The following is a 12,733-nucleotide window of genomic DNA, read 5'->3' on the forward strand; positions in this document are numbered from 1 at the left end:
CTGCGATTAGCACGTTCGGGTGATGCGTCATTCGTTGGCGGCGGCCGGCAGTCCGGTGTCGGAGACCGTGACGTCCTGGTCCGGCACCGCCTGCCCGGACCGGATCAGGTCGATCCGGCCCATCACCTTCGAGCGCAGGTCGGCCGGGACGTCGTCCTGACCGCAGCAGCGCTTGACCAGCTTCTTGACGGCCTGCTCCAGGCCGTACTTCTCGAGGCAGGGGGAGCATTCGCCGAAGTGGACCTCGAACTTGTCGCAGTCGCCCTCGGGCATTTCCCGGTCGAGGAACTCGTAGAGGTGATCGAGGACCTCAGCGCACTCCGTCTCGTGCGGCTCTCCGCAGCTCATGAGCCCGAGCCTTTCCGATCGTCCGACTCACCGGCACCCGCCGGGACGAGCCCGCGGTCACGGGCGTAGTCCTCCAGCATGCCGCGCAGTTGACGGCGGCCCCGGTGCAGTCGGGACATCACCGTACCGATGGGAGTCCCCATGATGTCCGCGATCTCCTTGTAGGCAAAGCCCTCTACATCGGCGAGATAGACGGCGATGCGGAACTCTTCGGGGATGGCCTGCAGCGCGGACTTCACGTCGGAGTCGGGCAGGTGGTCCAGAGCCTGGGACTCGGCGGAGCGCAGGCCGGTCGACATGTGCGACTCGGCACGGGCCAGCTGCCAGTCCTCGATCTCCTCGGCCGCACTGCGCTGGGGTTCGCGCTGCTTCTTGCGGTACGAGTTGATGAACGTGTTGGTGAGGATGCGGTACATCCACGCCTTGAGGTTGGTGCCCTCACGGAACTGATGGAAGGAGCCGTACGCCTTGGCATACGTCTCCTGGACCAGGTCCTCGGCGTCCGCGGGGTTGCGCGTCATGCGCAGCGCGGCCGAGTACATCTGGTCGAGGAAACCGAGGGCATCGCGCTCGAAGCGCGCGTTGCGCTCGGCGGTCGTCTCCTGCGGGCGGCCGTCGTCGGTCCCTGTGTCGGTCCCAGTGACCGGACCCACCTCCTCCAACGCTGTGGCGGAGCCGAAACCGGACCCGCTCGAATCGGAGAATAGTCGACCTTGGTCCGACGCGGGCTGTCGATCCGATCCGCTCAGTGCCCGCTCGGGAGTGGTCCTGGCCGCATGCAGCACCGTCCACTCCAGGTCAGCGGCGTTCGAGCGACGCGGGCAGATGGTCGAACCCATGCGACGGACTCCCTCTCCACATACGACGTTGGTGTACCGACGTCCCGAACAACAGCGGCCCCCCGTTCAACATTCCCGGGTCCCGGACCGGTCCCGGATCACATGATTCCGGCCAGCCAGCCGGTCACGGACGTGGTGAGGATCTCCATCGCCTGAGCCTCGGTCAGCCCGGATCGCCTGGGGACGGCGAAGCCGTGGTCCCCGTGCGGCACCTCGGCCATCCGGTACTCCCCCGGCGGGAATTCGGCGGGCTTGCCGAACGGGTCGTTGCCGCCCTGGACGACGAGCGTGGGAAGGCCGGCGCCCAGGAGTTCGTCCGCGCGGGACTTCTCCGGGCGGCCCGGAGGATGCAGCGGGAAGCTGAGCGCGAGGACCGCCCGGGCGCCGAGCCCCGCGGCTGTCCGGCAGGCCACCCTGGCCCCTGCGCTGCGCCCTCCGGCGACGACCGGAAGCCCCGGGGCCGCCAGAACCGGCCACAGGCCGCGCCAGCCGGTGTCCAGGGTCTTGGGGGCGGGCGCGAGCTTCTTCCCGGCGACCCGCCAGGGCTGCTCCACCAGAGCGACGCTCACCCCGTGGGCGGGCAGCGTGGCGGCGAGGGCCTTCAGGTCCCGCGCCTCGACGCCGCCGCCCGCGCCGTGTCCGAGCGCGAGCAGGAGGCGGGGCTGCGCGGCGGGCATCCAGGTGATCCGGGCCGTGCCGGCGTCGGTGTCGACCGTTTCGGTGCGGGGGTCTGTCTCGGTGGCGTTCACCTCCCCATCCAACCAACCCGCGGCGAGCCGGCCGGGTTCCGGCACGGGCCCTCCCGCCCTCCCGCTCAGAACAGGGTGCTCACCTCGGGTGCGGCCAGCTCGTCGAGCAGCTCGGGGCCGTTGTTGCGGACGTTGCTGACGGCCGTGGCCACCGGATAGGCCCGCATGAGCCCGCCGGGCGGCGGCGCGAGCAGGCCGCGCAGCTCCTCGATGCCGGTACGGGAGGGATCCAGCCAGTCGTCCCAGCGGTCCGGGGTCAGCATCAGCGGCATCCGGGGATGGATGTCGGCGAGGGCGGACGGGCCCTCGGCGGGCGCGACGGCCAGCGGGGCCGTCTCCGCCTCGGTCGTGATCACCGAGCAGGTCACCCACCAGGCCTGCGGGTGGTCGTCCGGCAGGGTCCGGTCACGCCAGAACTCGTACAGACCGGCCATGGCGAAGACCGATCCGTCGGCGGGCGTCACGAAGTACGGCTGCTTGCGGGGCCGCTTCTTCCGGCCCTTCTCCTCCAGCTGCCGCTCCTCGCTGCCGGTCACCCACTCGTAATAGCCGTCGGCCGGCAGGATGCAGCGCCGGGAGACGAAGGGGCGGCGGAAGGACGGCTTCTCGTGGACCGTCTCGGCACGGGCGTTGATCATCCGGGCGCCGCCCTCCGGGGATTTGGCCCAGGACGGCACGAGTCCCCATTTCAGGGCACGCAGCTGGCGAACCGGACGCCGGTCTTCGGCGTCCTTCACAGGACGTTCCAGTACGGCGTAGACCTCCTTGGTCGGAGCCACGTTGTAATCGGGTTCCAGCGTCTTGGCCGGTTCCCACTTCTCCACCTGGAAGAGTCCGGTCAGATCCTCGGGCCGCCGACTCGCTGCATACCGTCCGCACATAGGTGCCAGACTGCCACGACCGTCATCCGGACCGGATGCTGATGACGCCCGAACCGCAAGGAGCCGCCCACACCATGGACAGCACCGATCTCGGCGATCTGTGGAACCGCGTCTTCGGCACCCAGCCCGCCCCCGAGCAGTGGCTGGTGGTCGTGACCGCCACGGCCGCGCTCATCGCCGTCGTACCGAACTTCATATGGCGGCTGTCGCGCAACGCGATCACCATCGCCCACGAGGGCGGCCACGGGCTGATCGCGCTGTGCACCGGCCGGCAGCTCTCGGGCATCCGGCTGCACTCGGACACCAGCGGACTGACGGTGAGCCGGGGCAGGCCGACCGGGATCGGCATGGTCCTGACCGCCGCGGCGGGCTACACCGCGCCGCCGCTGCTGGGCCTGGGAGGTGCCTGGCTGCTGGTGAACGGCCGGATCACGCTGCTGCTGTGGCTGGCCACGGCGCTGCTCGCGGTGATGCTGGTGATGATCCGCAATGTGTACGGGGCGCTGACGGTCATCCTCACCGGTTCGCTCTTCCTGCTGGTCTCCTGGCTGGCGTCACCCGCCTGGCAGTCCCTGTTCGCCTACAGCGTGGTCTGGTTCCTGCTGCTGGGCGGCGTGCGTCCGGCGTTCGAGCTCCAGTCCAAGCGGCGGCACGGCGGGGCACCGGACTCGGACGCGGACCAGTTGTCCCGGCTGACGGACGTGCCGGCCGCGCTGTGGCTGTTCCTGTTCCACGCGGTGTCGCTCTGCTCGCTCATCGGCGGCGGCCGCTGGCTGCTGGGGCTGTGAGCCCGGCCCCGCGCCACCACGCCCCATTTGCCGGACGCTCTAAAGTGACCTCATGACCGAAAGTGCCGTGCACCCCGCCCTCTGGCCCGCCCCTCACGCGAGCGGAGCCGTCGACGCCACCGTCACGGTGCCCGGATCGAAGTCGGTCACCAACCGCGCGCTGGTCCTCGCCGCGCTCTCCTCGGAGCCCGGGTGGCTGCGCCGCCCGCTGCGCTCCCGCGACACCCTGCTGATGGCCGAGGCGCTGCGCGCGATGGGCGTCGGCATCGAGGAGACGGTGTCCTCCAGCTCGTCCGTCGCCGGCGGCGCCCCGGAAGGTTCGGGCGAGGCCTGGCGGATCATCCCGGCCGGCCTGCACGGCCCGGTCACCGTCGATGTCGGCAACGCCGGTACGGTCATGCGCTTCCTGCCCCCCGTGGCGACCCTGGCCAACGGGCCGGTCCGTTTCGACGGCGACCCCCGTTCCTACGAGCGCCCGCTGACCGGCGTGATCGACGCCCTGCGCGTGCTCGGCGCCCGGATCGACGACGACGGCCGCGGCTCCCTGCCCCTGACCGTCCACGGCGGCGGCGCGCTGGACGGCGGCCCGGTGGCGATCGACGCCTCCTCGTCCTCCCAGTTCGTCTCGGCGCTGCTGCTGTCCGCGCCCCGTTTCAACCAGGGCGTGGAGGTACGTCACACCGGCGCCGTGCTGCCCTCGATGCCGCACATCCGGATGACCGTCGACATGCTGCGGGCCGTCGGCGCCCAGGTGGACGAGCCGGAGACGGGCGGCGAGCGAGACGTCTGGCGGGTCTCCCCCTCGGCCCTGCTGGGCCGCGACCTGACCGTGGAGCCCGACCTGTCCAACGCCCAGCCGTTCCTGGCCGCGGCCCTGGTCACCGGTGGCCGGGTCACCATTCCGGACTGGCCGCTGCGCACCACGCAGCCCGGTGACGCGCTGCGCGAGATCTTCACCGCGATGGGCGGCAGCTGCGAGCTGACCGAGCACGGGCTGACCTTCACCGGATCGGGCCGGATCCACGGCATCGACGTCGACCTCGGCGAGGTCGGCGAGCTGACCCCGGGCATCGCGGCCGTCGCGGCACTGGCCGACTCCCCCTCCACCCTGAGCGGCGTCGCCCATCTGCGGCTGCACGAGACGGACCGGCTGGCCGCGCTCACCAAGGAGATCAACGAGCTGGGCGGCGACGTCACGGAGACCGCCGACGGCCTCCACATCCGGCCCCGGCCGCTGCACGGCGGTACCTTCCATACGTACGACGACCACCGGATGGCCACCGCGGGGTCGATCATCGGCCTTGCCGTCCCCGGAGTGGAGATCGAGAACGTGGCGACGACCGCCAAGACCCTGCCCGACTTCCCGCAGATGTGGACCGGAATGCTCGGGGCCTGAGACATGCGCCGCTACGGCAAGAACCCCGACGAGGACGACATCCGGATCCGCCCCAACCGCAAGGGCAACCGGCCTCGAACGCACATCCGGCCCAAGCACGAGGACGCCGAGGAGGGCATGGTCCTCACCGTGGACCGCGGCCGCCTCACCTGCCTGGTCGAGGACCGCACGGTCGTCGCGATGAAGGCCCGCGAGCTGGGCCGCAAGGCCGCGGTGGTGGGCGACACCGTCTCCATCGTCGGCGATCTGTCCGGCGAGAAGGACACCCTCGCCCGGATCGTCCGGATCGGCGAGCGCCGGACGGTGCTGCGCCGGACGGCGGACGACGACGACCCGTTCGAGCGGGTGGTGGTGGCCAACGCGGACCAGCTGGCGATCGTCACCGCCCTGGCGGATCCGGAACCCCGGCCCCGCATGATCGACCGCTGCCTCGTCGCCGCGTACGACGGCGGCCTCTCCCCCCTCCTGGTGCTGACCAAGTCCGATCTGGCCTCCCCGGACAAGCTGCTGGAGGCGTACACCCCGCTGGGGGTCCCGTTCATCGTCACCAGCCGCGAGGAACTGGAGAACGGCGACGCGGCCGACCGGGTCCGCGAGCAGCTGAACGACCGGGTCACCGCCTTCGTCGGGCACTCCGGTGTCGGCAAGACGACCCTGGTCAACGCCCTGGTCCCCAAGGACAGGCGGCGCACCACCGGAGTCGTCAACGCGGTCACCGGCCGCGGCCGGCACACCACCACGTCGGCGCTGGCGCTCCCGCTGCCGGACTACCGGGGCTGGGTGATCGACACCCCCGGAGTCCGTTCGTTCGGCCTGAACCACATCGACCCGTCCCGGGTCATCAACGCCTTCCCCGACCTCCAGCCCGGCACCGAGGAGTGCCCGCGCGGGTGCACCCACGACAGTCAGCAACCGGAATGCGCGCTGGACGCCTGGGTGGCGGCGGGGCACGCCGATCCGGCACGGCTGGACTCGCTCCGCCGGCTGCTGTCCACCCGGGAGCGGCGCGAGGGCGACTGACGCCGCCCGCCGGAGCGGCGCGAGGACGACGGGCCCCGCCCGCCCGGAGCGACGCGAAGTCGACAGGCCCCGCCGCGTTTGCGATCACCCGCCGTTGGTAAGTGCATAATCACACCCAGCGGTACAAGGCGGTCACCTACGCGGGAGGGGCACTGACGATGGCGTGGCTGCTGGTCGTGGTCGCGGGACTTCTGGAGACCGGCTTCGCGGTCTGCCTCAAGCTCTCGCACGGCTTCACCCGGCTCTGGCCGACCATCGCCTTCTGCATCTTCGCCCTCGGCAGTTTCGGTCTGCTGACCCTGTCGCTGAAGAAGCTCGACGTCGGTCCCGCCTACGCGGTGTGGACCGGTATCGGCGCCGCGGGCACCGCGATCTACGGCATGGTGTTCCTGGACGACGTCGTGTCCACGCTCAAGCTGGTCTCGATCTCGCTGGTGGTCCTCGGCGTGATCGGACTTCAGCTGTCCGGCTCGTCCCACTGACGGACGACGCCCCGCGTCTTCCCGCGCGATCAGGCCGCCGCGTCCCGCATCCGGTCCACCACGTCCCGTACCAGCGGCACCCCGTCCCCCGCCGCGCCCGGAGGCGGTGGCACCAGCGCGTAGGACAGGGCGAGTCGCAGCGCGAGCTCACAGGTCGTGGCCAGGGCTGCCGGGTCGCGTACCGGGCGCCCCTCGCCCAGAGCGGCCACCGCACGGTCCCTGACCTGTCCGAGGAGCTCCGCGGGGGTCGGTACTCCGGCGTCGGCACCGCGCTGGGCGGGCACGGTGGAGGCAGGACGTCGCGCCGCGGCGACGGGGTGGGGCAACCACTCGCTCCAGCAGCCCGTCACCACCCCCCTGACCAGGGCGTTCGCCCGTACGGCGCGGACCGTCCAGGCGGCGGTGGCGGCGAGCCTGTCGCCCGTGCCGCCGGCGGATCCCAGGGCCCGTTCGACGCCGGCGAGGTAGCTGTCGGCTGCACGTCCTACCAGCGCCCGGGCCAGGCCGTCCTTGCTGCCGAACTCGTTGTAGAGCGTCTGCCGGGACACCCCGGCGGCCGCTGCGACGTCGACCATCCGCACGGCGGGCCAGGGACGAGCGGTGAGCGCCGCGTGGGCGGCGTCCAGCAGTGCTTCCCGCGTTGCCGGCATCGTCGCCTCCCACGCCAGGGCCGCGTCCGCTGCTCCGGGCAGGGACCAGGGGCTCCGCGTTTCAGAGTTGAGGCGGTCCCCGGCACTGTCAAGGCCTCACGCAGTCTCCGGGGCCCTGTGGCTCCGTCCTTGCGCGGTGGATACTGTGACGGCATGCCCGATTACCACGATGATCTGCGCCTCGCCCACGTGCTGGCGGACGCCGCCGACGCGACGACGATGGACCGGTTCAAGGCGCTGGACCTCAAGGTCGAGACCAAGCCGGACATGACGCCGGTGAGCGAGGCCGACAAGGCCGCCGAGGAGCTGATCCGCGGCCACCTCCATCGGGCACGGCCGCGTGACGCGATCCTGGGCGAGGAGTACGGGATCGAGGGGACGGGCCCGCGCCGCTGGGTGATCGACCCGATCGACGGCACCAAGAACTATGTGCGCGGCGTGCCGGTCTGGGCGACGCTGATCTCCCTGATGGAGGCCGGCGAGGACGGCTTCCAGCCGGTGGTCGGCGTGGTGTCGGCGCCGGCGCTCCAGCGGCGGTGGTGGGCGGCGAAGGGCGCGGGTGCGTTCTCCGGCCGCAGCCTGACCTCCGCGACCAGGCTCGGTGTCTCGAAGGTGGAGCGCATCGCGGACGCGTCGTTCGCGTACTCCTCGCTGACCGGCTGGGAGGAGCAGGGCCGGCTCGACGGTTTCATGGACCTGACCAGGGCCTGCTGGCGTACCCGTGGATACGGTGACTTCTGGCCGTACATGATGGTCGCCGAGGGTTCGGTCGACATCTGCGCGGAGCCGGAGCTCTCGCTCTGGGACATGGCAGCGAACGCGATCATCGTCCAGGAGGCGGGTGGCCGGTTCACCAGCCTGGACGGAGTCAGCGGACCGGGCGGCGGGAACGCCGCGGCCTCGAACGGGACGCTCCACCACGAGCTTCTGGGCTACCTGAACCAGCGCTACTGACCGCGCCGTGCCGGGCCGCGGGGCCCTGAACAGCGTACGGAACCCACGAGGGGCGTGCCGCACCACCGCACGCCCCTCGAACGATCTCCGCTCCCCCTTGTTGCCACCCCATATCGGTGCAACTCTGAGAGTCCCCCCACTTGTGAACTTGTGAATCGACTCACAGAGTCGCTTCACGAAGGAGGTGGCTCCCTTCATGCTCGTCCGCGACGCCATGAGCACGATGGTCCTGACCATCGGCCCGACCCACACCCTCCGCCAGGCCGCCCGGCTGATGTCGGCGCGCCGGATCGGAGCAGCCGTCGTCCACGACCCGGACACCTGCGGGTTCGGCATCATCACCGAGCGCGACATCCTTATCGCGGTGGGCTCGGGGCAGGACCCCGACACGGAGACCGCCTCCACCCACACGACGACCGACGTCGTCTTCGCGGCACCCACCTGGACCCTGGAGGAAGCGGCCGAGGCCATGACGCACGGAGGTTTCCGCCATCTGATCGTGCTGGACGGCGACGGGCCGGTCGGCATCGTCTCGGTGCGCGACATCATCCGCTGCTGGACACCGGCCAGGCGCCATCCGGTGGAACTGGTCGGCTGAGAGGCCGGAAGCACGACCGGCCGGTGCCCCGGGCGGGGAACCGGCCGGCCTCGCGAGGCCCTGAACCCTCTCCGGAGTTCCGGCGCGACGCCGCGGGGGAACTCAGGACGGGAGCTACGCGCGCAGTGCCTGCACCGCGGCCTCCAGGCGCTTGCCGAAGTCCCCGTCGGCCTGACGGAAGTTGTTGATCGCGCGCTCGGCGATGTCATCGCGCGAGACCTTCGCGATGAACCCGGCGAGGTTGTCGATCAGCCGGCTCTTCTCGTCCTCGGAGTAGAGCCGGTAGAGGTTCCCGGCCTGCACGAAGTCGTCGTCCTCGGCATGGCTCGGCGCCTCGTGGGTGCCGGTGCCGCCCGTGACCCGGGTGGGCTCCCACAGGGGGCGGCCGGTCTGGACCGGTCCGCCGAAGCTGTTCGGCTCGTAGTTCTTCGCGCCCTTGTGGCGCCCGTCGTACAGGTACCCGTCACGGCTGTTGGTGCGGGCCTCGGTGGCGTGCGGGCGGTTGACCGGCAGGTGGTCGGCGTTGATGCCGACCCGGTAGCGGTGCGCGTCGCCGTACGCGAAGAGACGGCCCTGGAGCATCTTGTCCGGGGACGGGCCGATACCGGGCACGAAGTGTGCGGGGCTGAAGATCGACTGCTCGGTCTCGGCGAATATGTTCTCCGGGTTCCGGTTCAGCTCCAGCTTCCCGATCTCGATCGGCGGGTAGTCCGCGTGCGGCCACACCTTGGTCAGGTCGAACGGGTTGAAGCGGTACGCCGCGGCCTCGGCCGCCGGCATGATCTGGACCTGCACGGTCCAGGACGGGAACTCGCCGCGCTCGATGGACTCACGCAGGTCACGCTGGTGGCTGTCCGGGTCCTCGCCCGCGAGCCTGTCGGCCTCGTCCTGGGTGAGGTTCCTGATGCCCTGGTCGGTCTTGAAGTGGTACTTGACCCAGAAGACCTCGCCGGCCTCGTTGTTCCACTGGTAGGTGTGCGAGCCGTACCCGTTCATGTGGCGCAGCGTGGCGGGGATTCCCCGGTCCCCGAAGAGCCAGGTCACCTGGTGCGTGGACTCGGGAGACAGACCCCAGAAGTCCCAGACGTTGTCCGCCTCCTGCGAGCCGGTGTACGGGTCGCGCTTCTGGGTGTGGATGAAGTCGGGGAACTTGATGGCGTCCTTGATGAAGAACACGGGGGTGTTGTTGCCGACGAGGTCGTAGTTGCCGTCCTCGGTGTAGAACTTCAGCGCGAAACCACGCGGGTCCCGCACCGCGTCGGCGGAGCCGAGGTTGCCCGCGACGGTGGAGAAGCGCAGGAAGGTCTCGGTCCGCTTGCCGACCTCGGAGAGGAACTTCGCCCGCGTCCACTGCGAGACATCGCGGGTGAGCGTGAACGTGCCGTACGCCCCGGCGCCACGGGCGTGCACGACGCGCTCCGGAATGCGCTCGCGGTTGAAGTGCGCCAGCTTCTCCATCAGCGCCTGGTCCTGCACCAGCACCGGACCGCCGACGCCCGCGGTCTGGCTGTTCTGGTTGTCGGCGACCGGCGCGCCGGCCTCCGTGGTGAGCGGTCCCTGTGTCACGTGCGCCTCCTGCGTATACGCCACGCCGTCGTGCCGTCATGGCGAGCACAGCCTGTCCCTGGCCTATGTCGTATCCGATCCTACAATGGACTAAGTCCAAGTCAATGCAGCATCCAAGTTCACACCCATTCAGGACCCGGCGCCCGCCACTGCTAGGCTTGCGACATGAGTGACCTGCTGGAACGACTCCGTGGACGCGGCTGGCGCATGACCGCACAGCGGCGCGTCGTGGCCGAGGTCCTCGACGGGGAACACGTGCATCTGACGGCAGACGAGGTCCATGCCCGGGCCGTCGACAGGCTGCCCGAGATCTCCCGCGCCACCGTCTACAACACGCTGGGCGAGATGGTGACCCTCGGCGAGGTCATCGAGGTCTCCACCGACCGCCGGGCGAAGCGCTACGACCCGAACGCGCACCGCCCCCACCACCACCTGGTCTGCGCGAAGTGCGGCGCCATCCGCGACGTGCACCCGGCGGGCGACCCGCTCGCGGACCTGCCGGCCGGCGAACGCTTCGGCTTCACGGTCTCCGGCGTCGAGATGACGTACCGCGGCATCTGCCCGAGCTGCGCCGCGACCGCCTGACCCCACGCCTCCCGCACCCTCACCGGACGTTTCGGTGAGGGTGTTTCGCATGGGCCCAGGAGGCGAACGCCGAGCACACTCCCGCGCACCCCCTTCCCGAATCTGACGGGTCGTCATATCGTCATCGGCGATCACAGCCGCCCCCGCGACGGCTGTGCACCTCGATGTGCACGAGGAGACACCCGTGGGAGACCCGCACCCGAACCCACCCCAGGCAACCGCGCCCTCCATCACCGCCCCCAAACTCCGGGCCCGCGCCCTGTCCCGTTCCTTCGGGCGCGGCACCCGGGCCCTGACCGCCCTCGGCCCCGTCGATCTCGACATCGCGCCGGGCGAGTTCACCTGCATCGTCGGACCTTCCGGCTGCGGCAAGTCCACCCTGCTGAGGATCGCGGCCGGACTCCTGCGGCCCACCGCCGGCGAGCTGTCCATCCGCACGGCATCGCCCCGCCCGGCAGCGATGATCTTCCAGGACTACGGGATCCATGACTGGAAGACCGTCCTGGCCAACGTCCGCTTCGGCCTCGACATCCAGCGCGTGCCCCGCCGGAAGGCCGATGCGACAGCGCGCGACTGGCTGGCCCGGCTCGGTCTCGCCGACTTCGCCGGCGCGTATCCCGCCGAGCTCTCCGGCGGAATGCGCCAGCGCGTGGCCATCGCCCGCGCACTCGCCGTCGAGCCCGAGATCCTGCTGATGGACGAGCCGTTCGCCGCGCTCGACGCCCAGTTGCGCACGATCATGCAGGACGAGCTGCTGGACCTCACCCAGACCACACGCACCACGACCCTGTTCATCACCCACAGCCTGGAGGAGGCGATCGTGCTCGGCGACCGGGTCCTCGTGATGTCCGCCAGACCGGGCCGGATCATCGCCGAACACCGCCCGCCGTTCGCCCGGCCACGCACGGGCGACATCCGCTCGACCCCCGAGTTCACCGCGCTGAAGAGCGAGTTGTGGGAACTGCTGCGCGGCGAGGTAAACGGAGAGGCGGCGCAGGCATGAGCACAGTCCTGAAGTCCACCGCCGCCCCCGAGGAACAGGTCCTGGTCCGCAGGCCCGGGCCGCAGGAACTCCATCCCGTACGCACCCACCGCAGACGCCGCACGCTGGAGATCGCGCTCGCCGTCGCCGTACCGCTGCTCCTGGTCCTGCTCTGGCAGCTGGCCGCCGCCAGGTCCTGGATCGACGACCGCGTCTACCCCGCGCCCTCGACCATCCTCGCGGACGGCTGGGACCGTGCGGCCGACGGCGAACTGTGGCCCGACGTCCGGGCCACGCTCAAGCGGGTCCTCGGCGGCTACGCGATCGGCACGGTCGCGGGTTACGCCCTCGGCCTGCTGATGGGTTCGCTCGCGCTCGTCCGGGCCGCGCTGGAACCTCTGCTCGACGCCCTCTACGTGGTACCGAAACTGGCGCTGCTGCCGGTCTTCCTCAACATGTTCGGCCTCGGCGAGGGGCCGCAGATCGCCCTGGTCGCCGCCACGGTCTTCTTCTTCGTCTGGATCTCGACGATGGCAGCCGTGCTGGCCGTCCCGTCCGGGCACCGCGACGCGGGGCAGGTGTTCGGCGCCTCGCCCTGGCAGATGTTCCGCCACGTCCTGCTCCCAGCCTCGCTCCCCGCCGTCCTGGTCGGGGCGCGGATCGCGGCGGGGGTGGCCGTGCTGGTCATCGTCGCCTCGGAGCAGATCGCGGCGGCCGACGGGCTCGGGCACCTGATCTTCGACTCCCGCGCCCTGTTCCGGAACGACGTGATGTTCGTCGGCATCGTCTGTGTGGCGGTCCTCGGCGTCGTCTTCTCCGAAGTGGTGCGGATCGCGGGCCGACTGCTCACGCCATGGGCCCCGCGCGACCGCGGCCGCAGTCAGTCGTGAACGGT

At 70.7% G+C, this 12,733-nt stretch carries 15 protein-coding genes; 9 read left to right on the top strand and 6 right to left on the bottom strand.

The annotated features are described in order from the left end of the window. Positions 1 to 27: 27 nt before the first annotated feature. The 4 genes from rsrA to ACIQMX_RS01245 form a co-directional block, all read right to left on the bottom strand. The gene (gene rsrA, locus ACIQMX_RS01230) at positions 28 to 348 is read right to left on the bottom strand and encodes a mycothiol system anti-sigma-R factor (protein ID WP_363066448.1); all 321 of its coding nucleotides are present in this window, start codon (positions 346 to 348) and stop codon (positions 28 to 30) included. Next, complete coding sequence (locus ACIQMX_RS01235) at positions 345 to 1,001, bottom strand: sigma-70 family RNA polymerase sigma factor (RefSeq protein ID WP_018105559.1); 657 nt, start codon at positions 999 to 1,001, stop codon at positions 345 to 347. Before ACIQMX_RS01235 ends, rsrA begins: the two co-directional genes overlap by 4 nt. 284 nt (positions 1,002 to 1,285) lie before the next feature. After that, positions 1,286 to 1,864 (bottom strand): alpha/beta family hydrolase, encoded by a 579-nt coding sequence (locus ACIQMX_RS01240; RefSeq protein ID WP_402475558.1) that lies wholly within the window; start codon positions 1,862 to 1,864, stop codon positions 1,286 to 1,288. 137 nt (positions 1,865 to 2,001) lie between these two features. After that, positions 2,002 to 2,817 (bottom strand): SOS response-associated peptidase, encoded by an 816-nt coding sequence (locus tag ACIQMX_RS01245; RefSeq protein WP_402474285.1) that lies wholly within the window; start codon positions 2,815 to 2,817, stop codon positions 2,002 to 2,004. Positions 2,818 to 2,891: 74 nt separating this feature from the next. Between ACIQMX_RS01245 and ACIQMX_RS01250 the strand changes: the two genes are divergently transcribed. The 4 genes from ACIQMX_RS01250 to ACIQMX_RS01265 all read left to right on the top strand — a co-directional run bounded on the left by ACIQMX_RS01250 (position 2,892) and on the right by ACIQMX_RS01265 (position 6,503). Next, positions 2,892 to 3,605: a M50 family metallopeptidase gene (locus ACIQMX_RS01250; RefSeq protein ID WP_363066452.1), complete on the top strand. Its 714-nt coding sequence runs from the start codon at positions 2,892 to 2,894 to the stop codon at positions 3,603 to 3,605. 52 nt (positions 3,606 to 3,657) lie between these two features. After that, on the top strand, positions 3,658 to 5,001 hold the full coding sequence (gene aroA / locus ACIQMX_RS01255; protein ID WP_363066454.1) for a 3-phosphoshikimate 1-carboxyvinyltransferase: 1,344 nt from the start codon (positions 3,658 to 3,660) through the stop codon (positions 4,999 to 5,001). Between the two features lie 3 nt (positions 5,002 to 5,004). Then, positions 5,005 to 6,021, top strand: a complete 1,017-nt coding sequence (gene rsgA, locus ACIQMX_RS01260; protein WP_363066456.1) for a ribosome small subunit-dependent GTPase A — start codon at positions 5,005 to 5,007, stop codon at positions 6,019 to 6,021. A gap of 158 nt (positions 6,022 to 6,179) precedes the next feature. Beyond that, positions 6,180 to 6,503 (top strand): multidrug efflux SMR transporter, encoded by a 324-nt coding sequence (locus ACIQMX_RS01265; RefSeq protein WP_363066662.1) that lies wholly within the window; start codon positions 6,180 to 6,182, stop codon positions 6,501 to 6,503. A 29-nt stretch (positions 6,504 to 6,532) separates the two neighbouring features. Here ACIQMX_RS01265 and ACIQMX_RS01270 read toward each other — a convergent pair whose 3' ends face one another. After that, complete coding sequence (locus ACIQMX_RS01270; protein ID WP_402474288.1) at positions 6,533 to 7,153, bottom strand: TetR/AcrR family transcriptional regulator; 621 nt, start codon at positions 7,151 to 7,153, stop codon at positions 6,533 to 6,535. Between the two features lie 153 nt (positions 7,154 to 7,306). On the opposite strand from ACIQMX_RS01270, the gene hisN reads away from it, so the two are divergent. Both hisN and ACIQMX_RS01280 read left to right on the top strand, forming a co-directional pair. Next, on the top strand, positions 7,307 to 8,107 hold the full coding sequence (hisN, locus tag ACIQMX_RS01275) for a histidinol-phosphatase (RefSeq protein ID WP_363066460.1): 801 nt from the start codon (positions 7,307 to 7,309) through the stop codon (positions 8,105 to 8,107). Positions 8,108 to 8,303: 196 nt separating this feature from the next. Beyond that, positions 8,304 to 8,705: a cyclic nucleotide-binding/CBS domain-containing protein gene (locus ACIQMX_RS01280; protein ID WP_402474291.1), complete on the top strand. Its 402-nt coding sequence runs from the start codon at positions 8,304 to 8,306 to the stop codon at positions 8,703 to 8,705. 114 nt (positions 8,706 to 8,819) lie between these two features. Here the strand turns inward: ACIQMX_RS01280 and ACIQMX_RS01285 are convergent, their stop codons facing one another. After that, positions 8,820 to 10,271: a catalase gene (locus ACIQMX_RS01285; protein WP_402474294.1), complete on the bottom strand. Its 1,452-nt coding sequence runs from the start codon at positions 10,269 to 10,271 to the stop codon at positions 8,820 to 8,822. A 165-nt stretch (positions 10,272 to 10,436) separates the two neighbouring features. Between ACIQMX_RS01285 and ACIQMX_RS01290 the strand changes: the two genes are divergently transcribed. The 3 genes from ACIQMX_RS01290 to ACIQMX_RS01300 all read left to right on the top strand — a co-directional run bounded on the left by ACIQMX_RS01290 (position 10,437) and on the right by ACIQMX_RS01300 (position 12,728). Then, on the top strand, positions 10,437 to 10,856 hold the full coding sequence (locus ACIQMX_RS01290; protein ID WP_363066466.1) for a Fur family transcriptional regulator: 420 nt from the start codon (positions 10,437 to 10,439) through the stop codon (positions 10,854 to 10,856). Between the two features lie 184 nt (positions 10,857 to 11,040). Further along, positions 11,041 to 11,859: an ABC transporter ATP-binding protein gene (locus ACIQMX_RS01295; RefSeq protein WP_402474297.1), complete on the top strand. Its 819-nt coding sequence runs from the start codon at positions 11,041 to 11,043 to the stop codon at positions 11,857 to 11,859. Further along, positions 11,856 to 12,728, top strand: a complete 873-nt coding sequence (locus ACIQMX_RS01300; RefSeq protein WP_402474300.1) for an ABC transporter permease — start codon at positions 11,856 to 11,858, stop codon at positions 12,726 to 12,728. Before ACIQMX_RS01295 ends, ACIQMX_RS01300 begins: the two co-directional genes overlap by 4 nt. Positions 12,729 to 12,733 lie beyond the last annotated feature (5 nt).

Origin of the sequence: Streptomyces sp. NPDC091416 (assembly GCF_044756845.1) — a bacterium.
Lineage (GTDB): Bacteria > Actinomycetota > Actinomycetes > Streptomycetales > Streptomycetaceae > Streptomyces.

Coding starts and splice junctions, on each gene's coding strand:
- rsrA (WP_363066448.1), bottom strand. CDS start 348: ATGAGCTGCGGAGAGCCGCACGAGACGGAGTGCGCTGAGGTCCTCGAT.
- ACIQMX_RS01240 (WP_402475558.1), bottom strand. CDS start 1,864: ATGCCCGCCGCGCAGCCCCGCCTCCTGCTCGCGCTCGGACACGGCGCG.
- ACIQMX_RS01245 (WP_402474285.1), bottom strand. CDS start 2,817: ATGTGCGGACGGTATGCAGCGAGTCGGCGGCCCGAGGATCTGACCGGA.
- ACIQMX_RS01250 (WP_363066452.1), top strand. CDS start 2,892: ATGGACAGCACCGATCTCGGCGATCTGTGGAACCGCGTCTTCGGCACC.
- aroA (WP_363066454.1), top strand. CDS start 3,658: ATGACCGAAAGTGCCGTGCACCCCGCCCTCTGGCCCGCCCCTCACGCG.
- rsgA (WP_363066456.1), top strand. CDS start 5,005: ATGCGCCGCTACGGCAAGAACCCCGACGAGGACGACATCCGGATCCGC.
- ACIQMX_RS01265 (WP_363066662.1), top strand. CDS start 6,180: ATGGCGTGGCTGCTGGTCGTGGTCGCGGGACTTCTGGAGACCGGCTTC.
- ACIQMX_RS01270 (WP_402474288.1), bottom strand. CDS start 7,153: ATGCCGGCAACGCGGGAAGCACTGCTGGACGCCGCCCACGCGGCGCTC.
- hisN (WP_363066460.1), top strand. CDS start 7,307: ATGCCCGATTACCACGATGATCTGCGCCTCGCCCACGTGCTGGCGGAC.
- ACIQMX_RS01280 (WP_402474291.1), top strand. CDS start 8,304: ATGCTCGTCCGCGACGCCATGAGCACGATGGTCCTGACCATCGGCCCG.
- ACIQMX_RS01290 (WP_363066466.1), top strand. CDS start 10,437: ATGAGTGACCTGCTGGAACGACTCCGTGGACGCGGCTGGCGCATGACC.
- ACIQMX_RS01300 (WP_402474300.1), top strand. CDS start 11,856: ATGAGCACAGTCCTGAAGTCCACCGCCGCCCCCGAGGAACAGGTCCTG.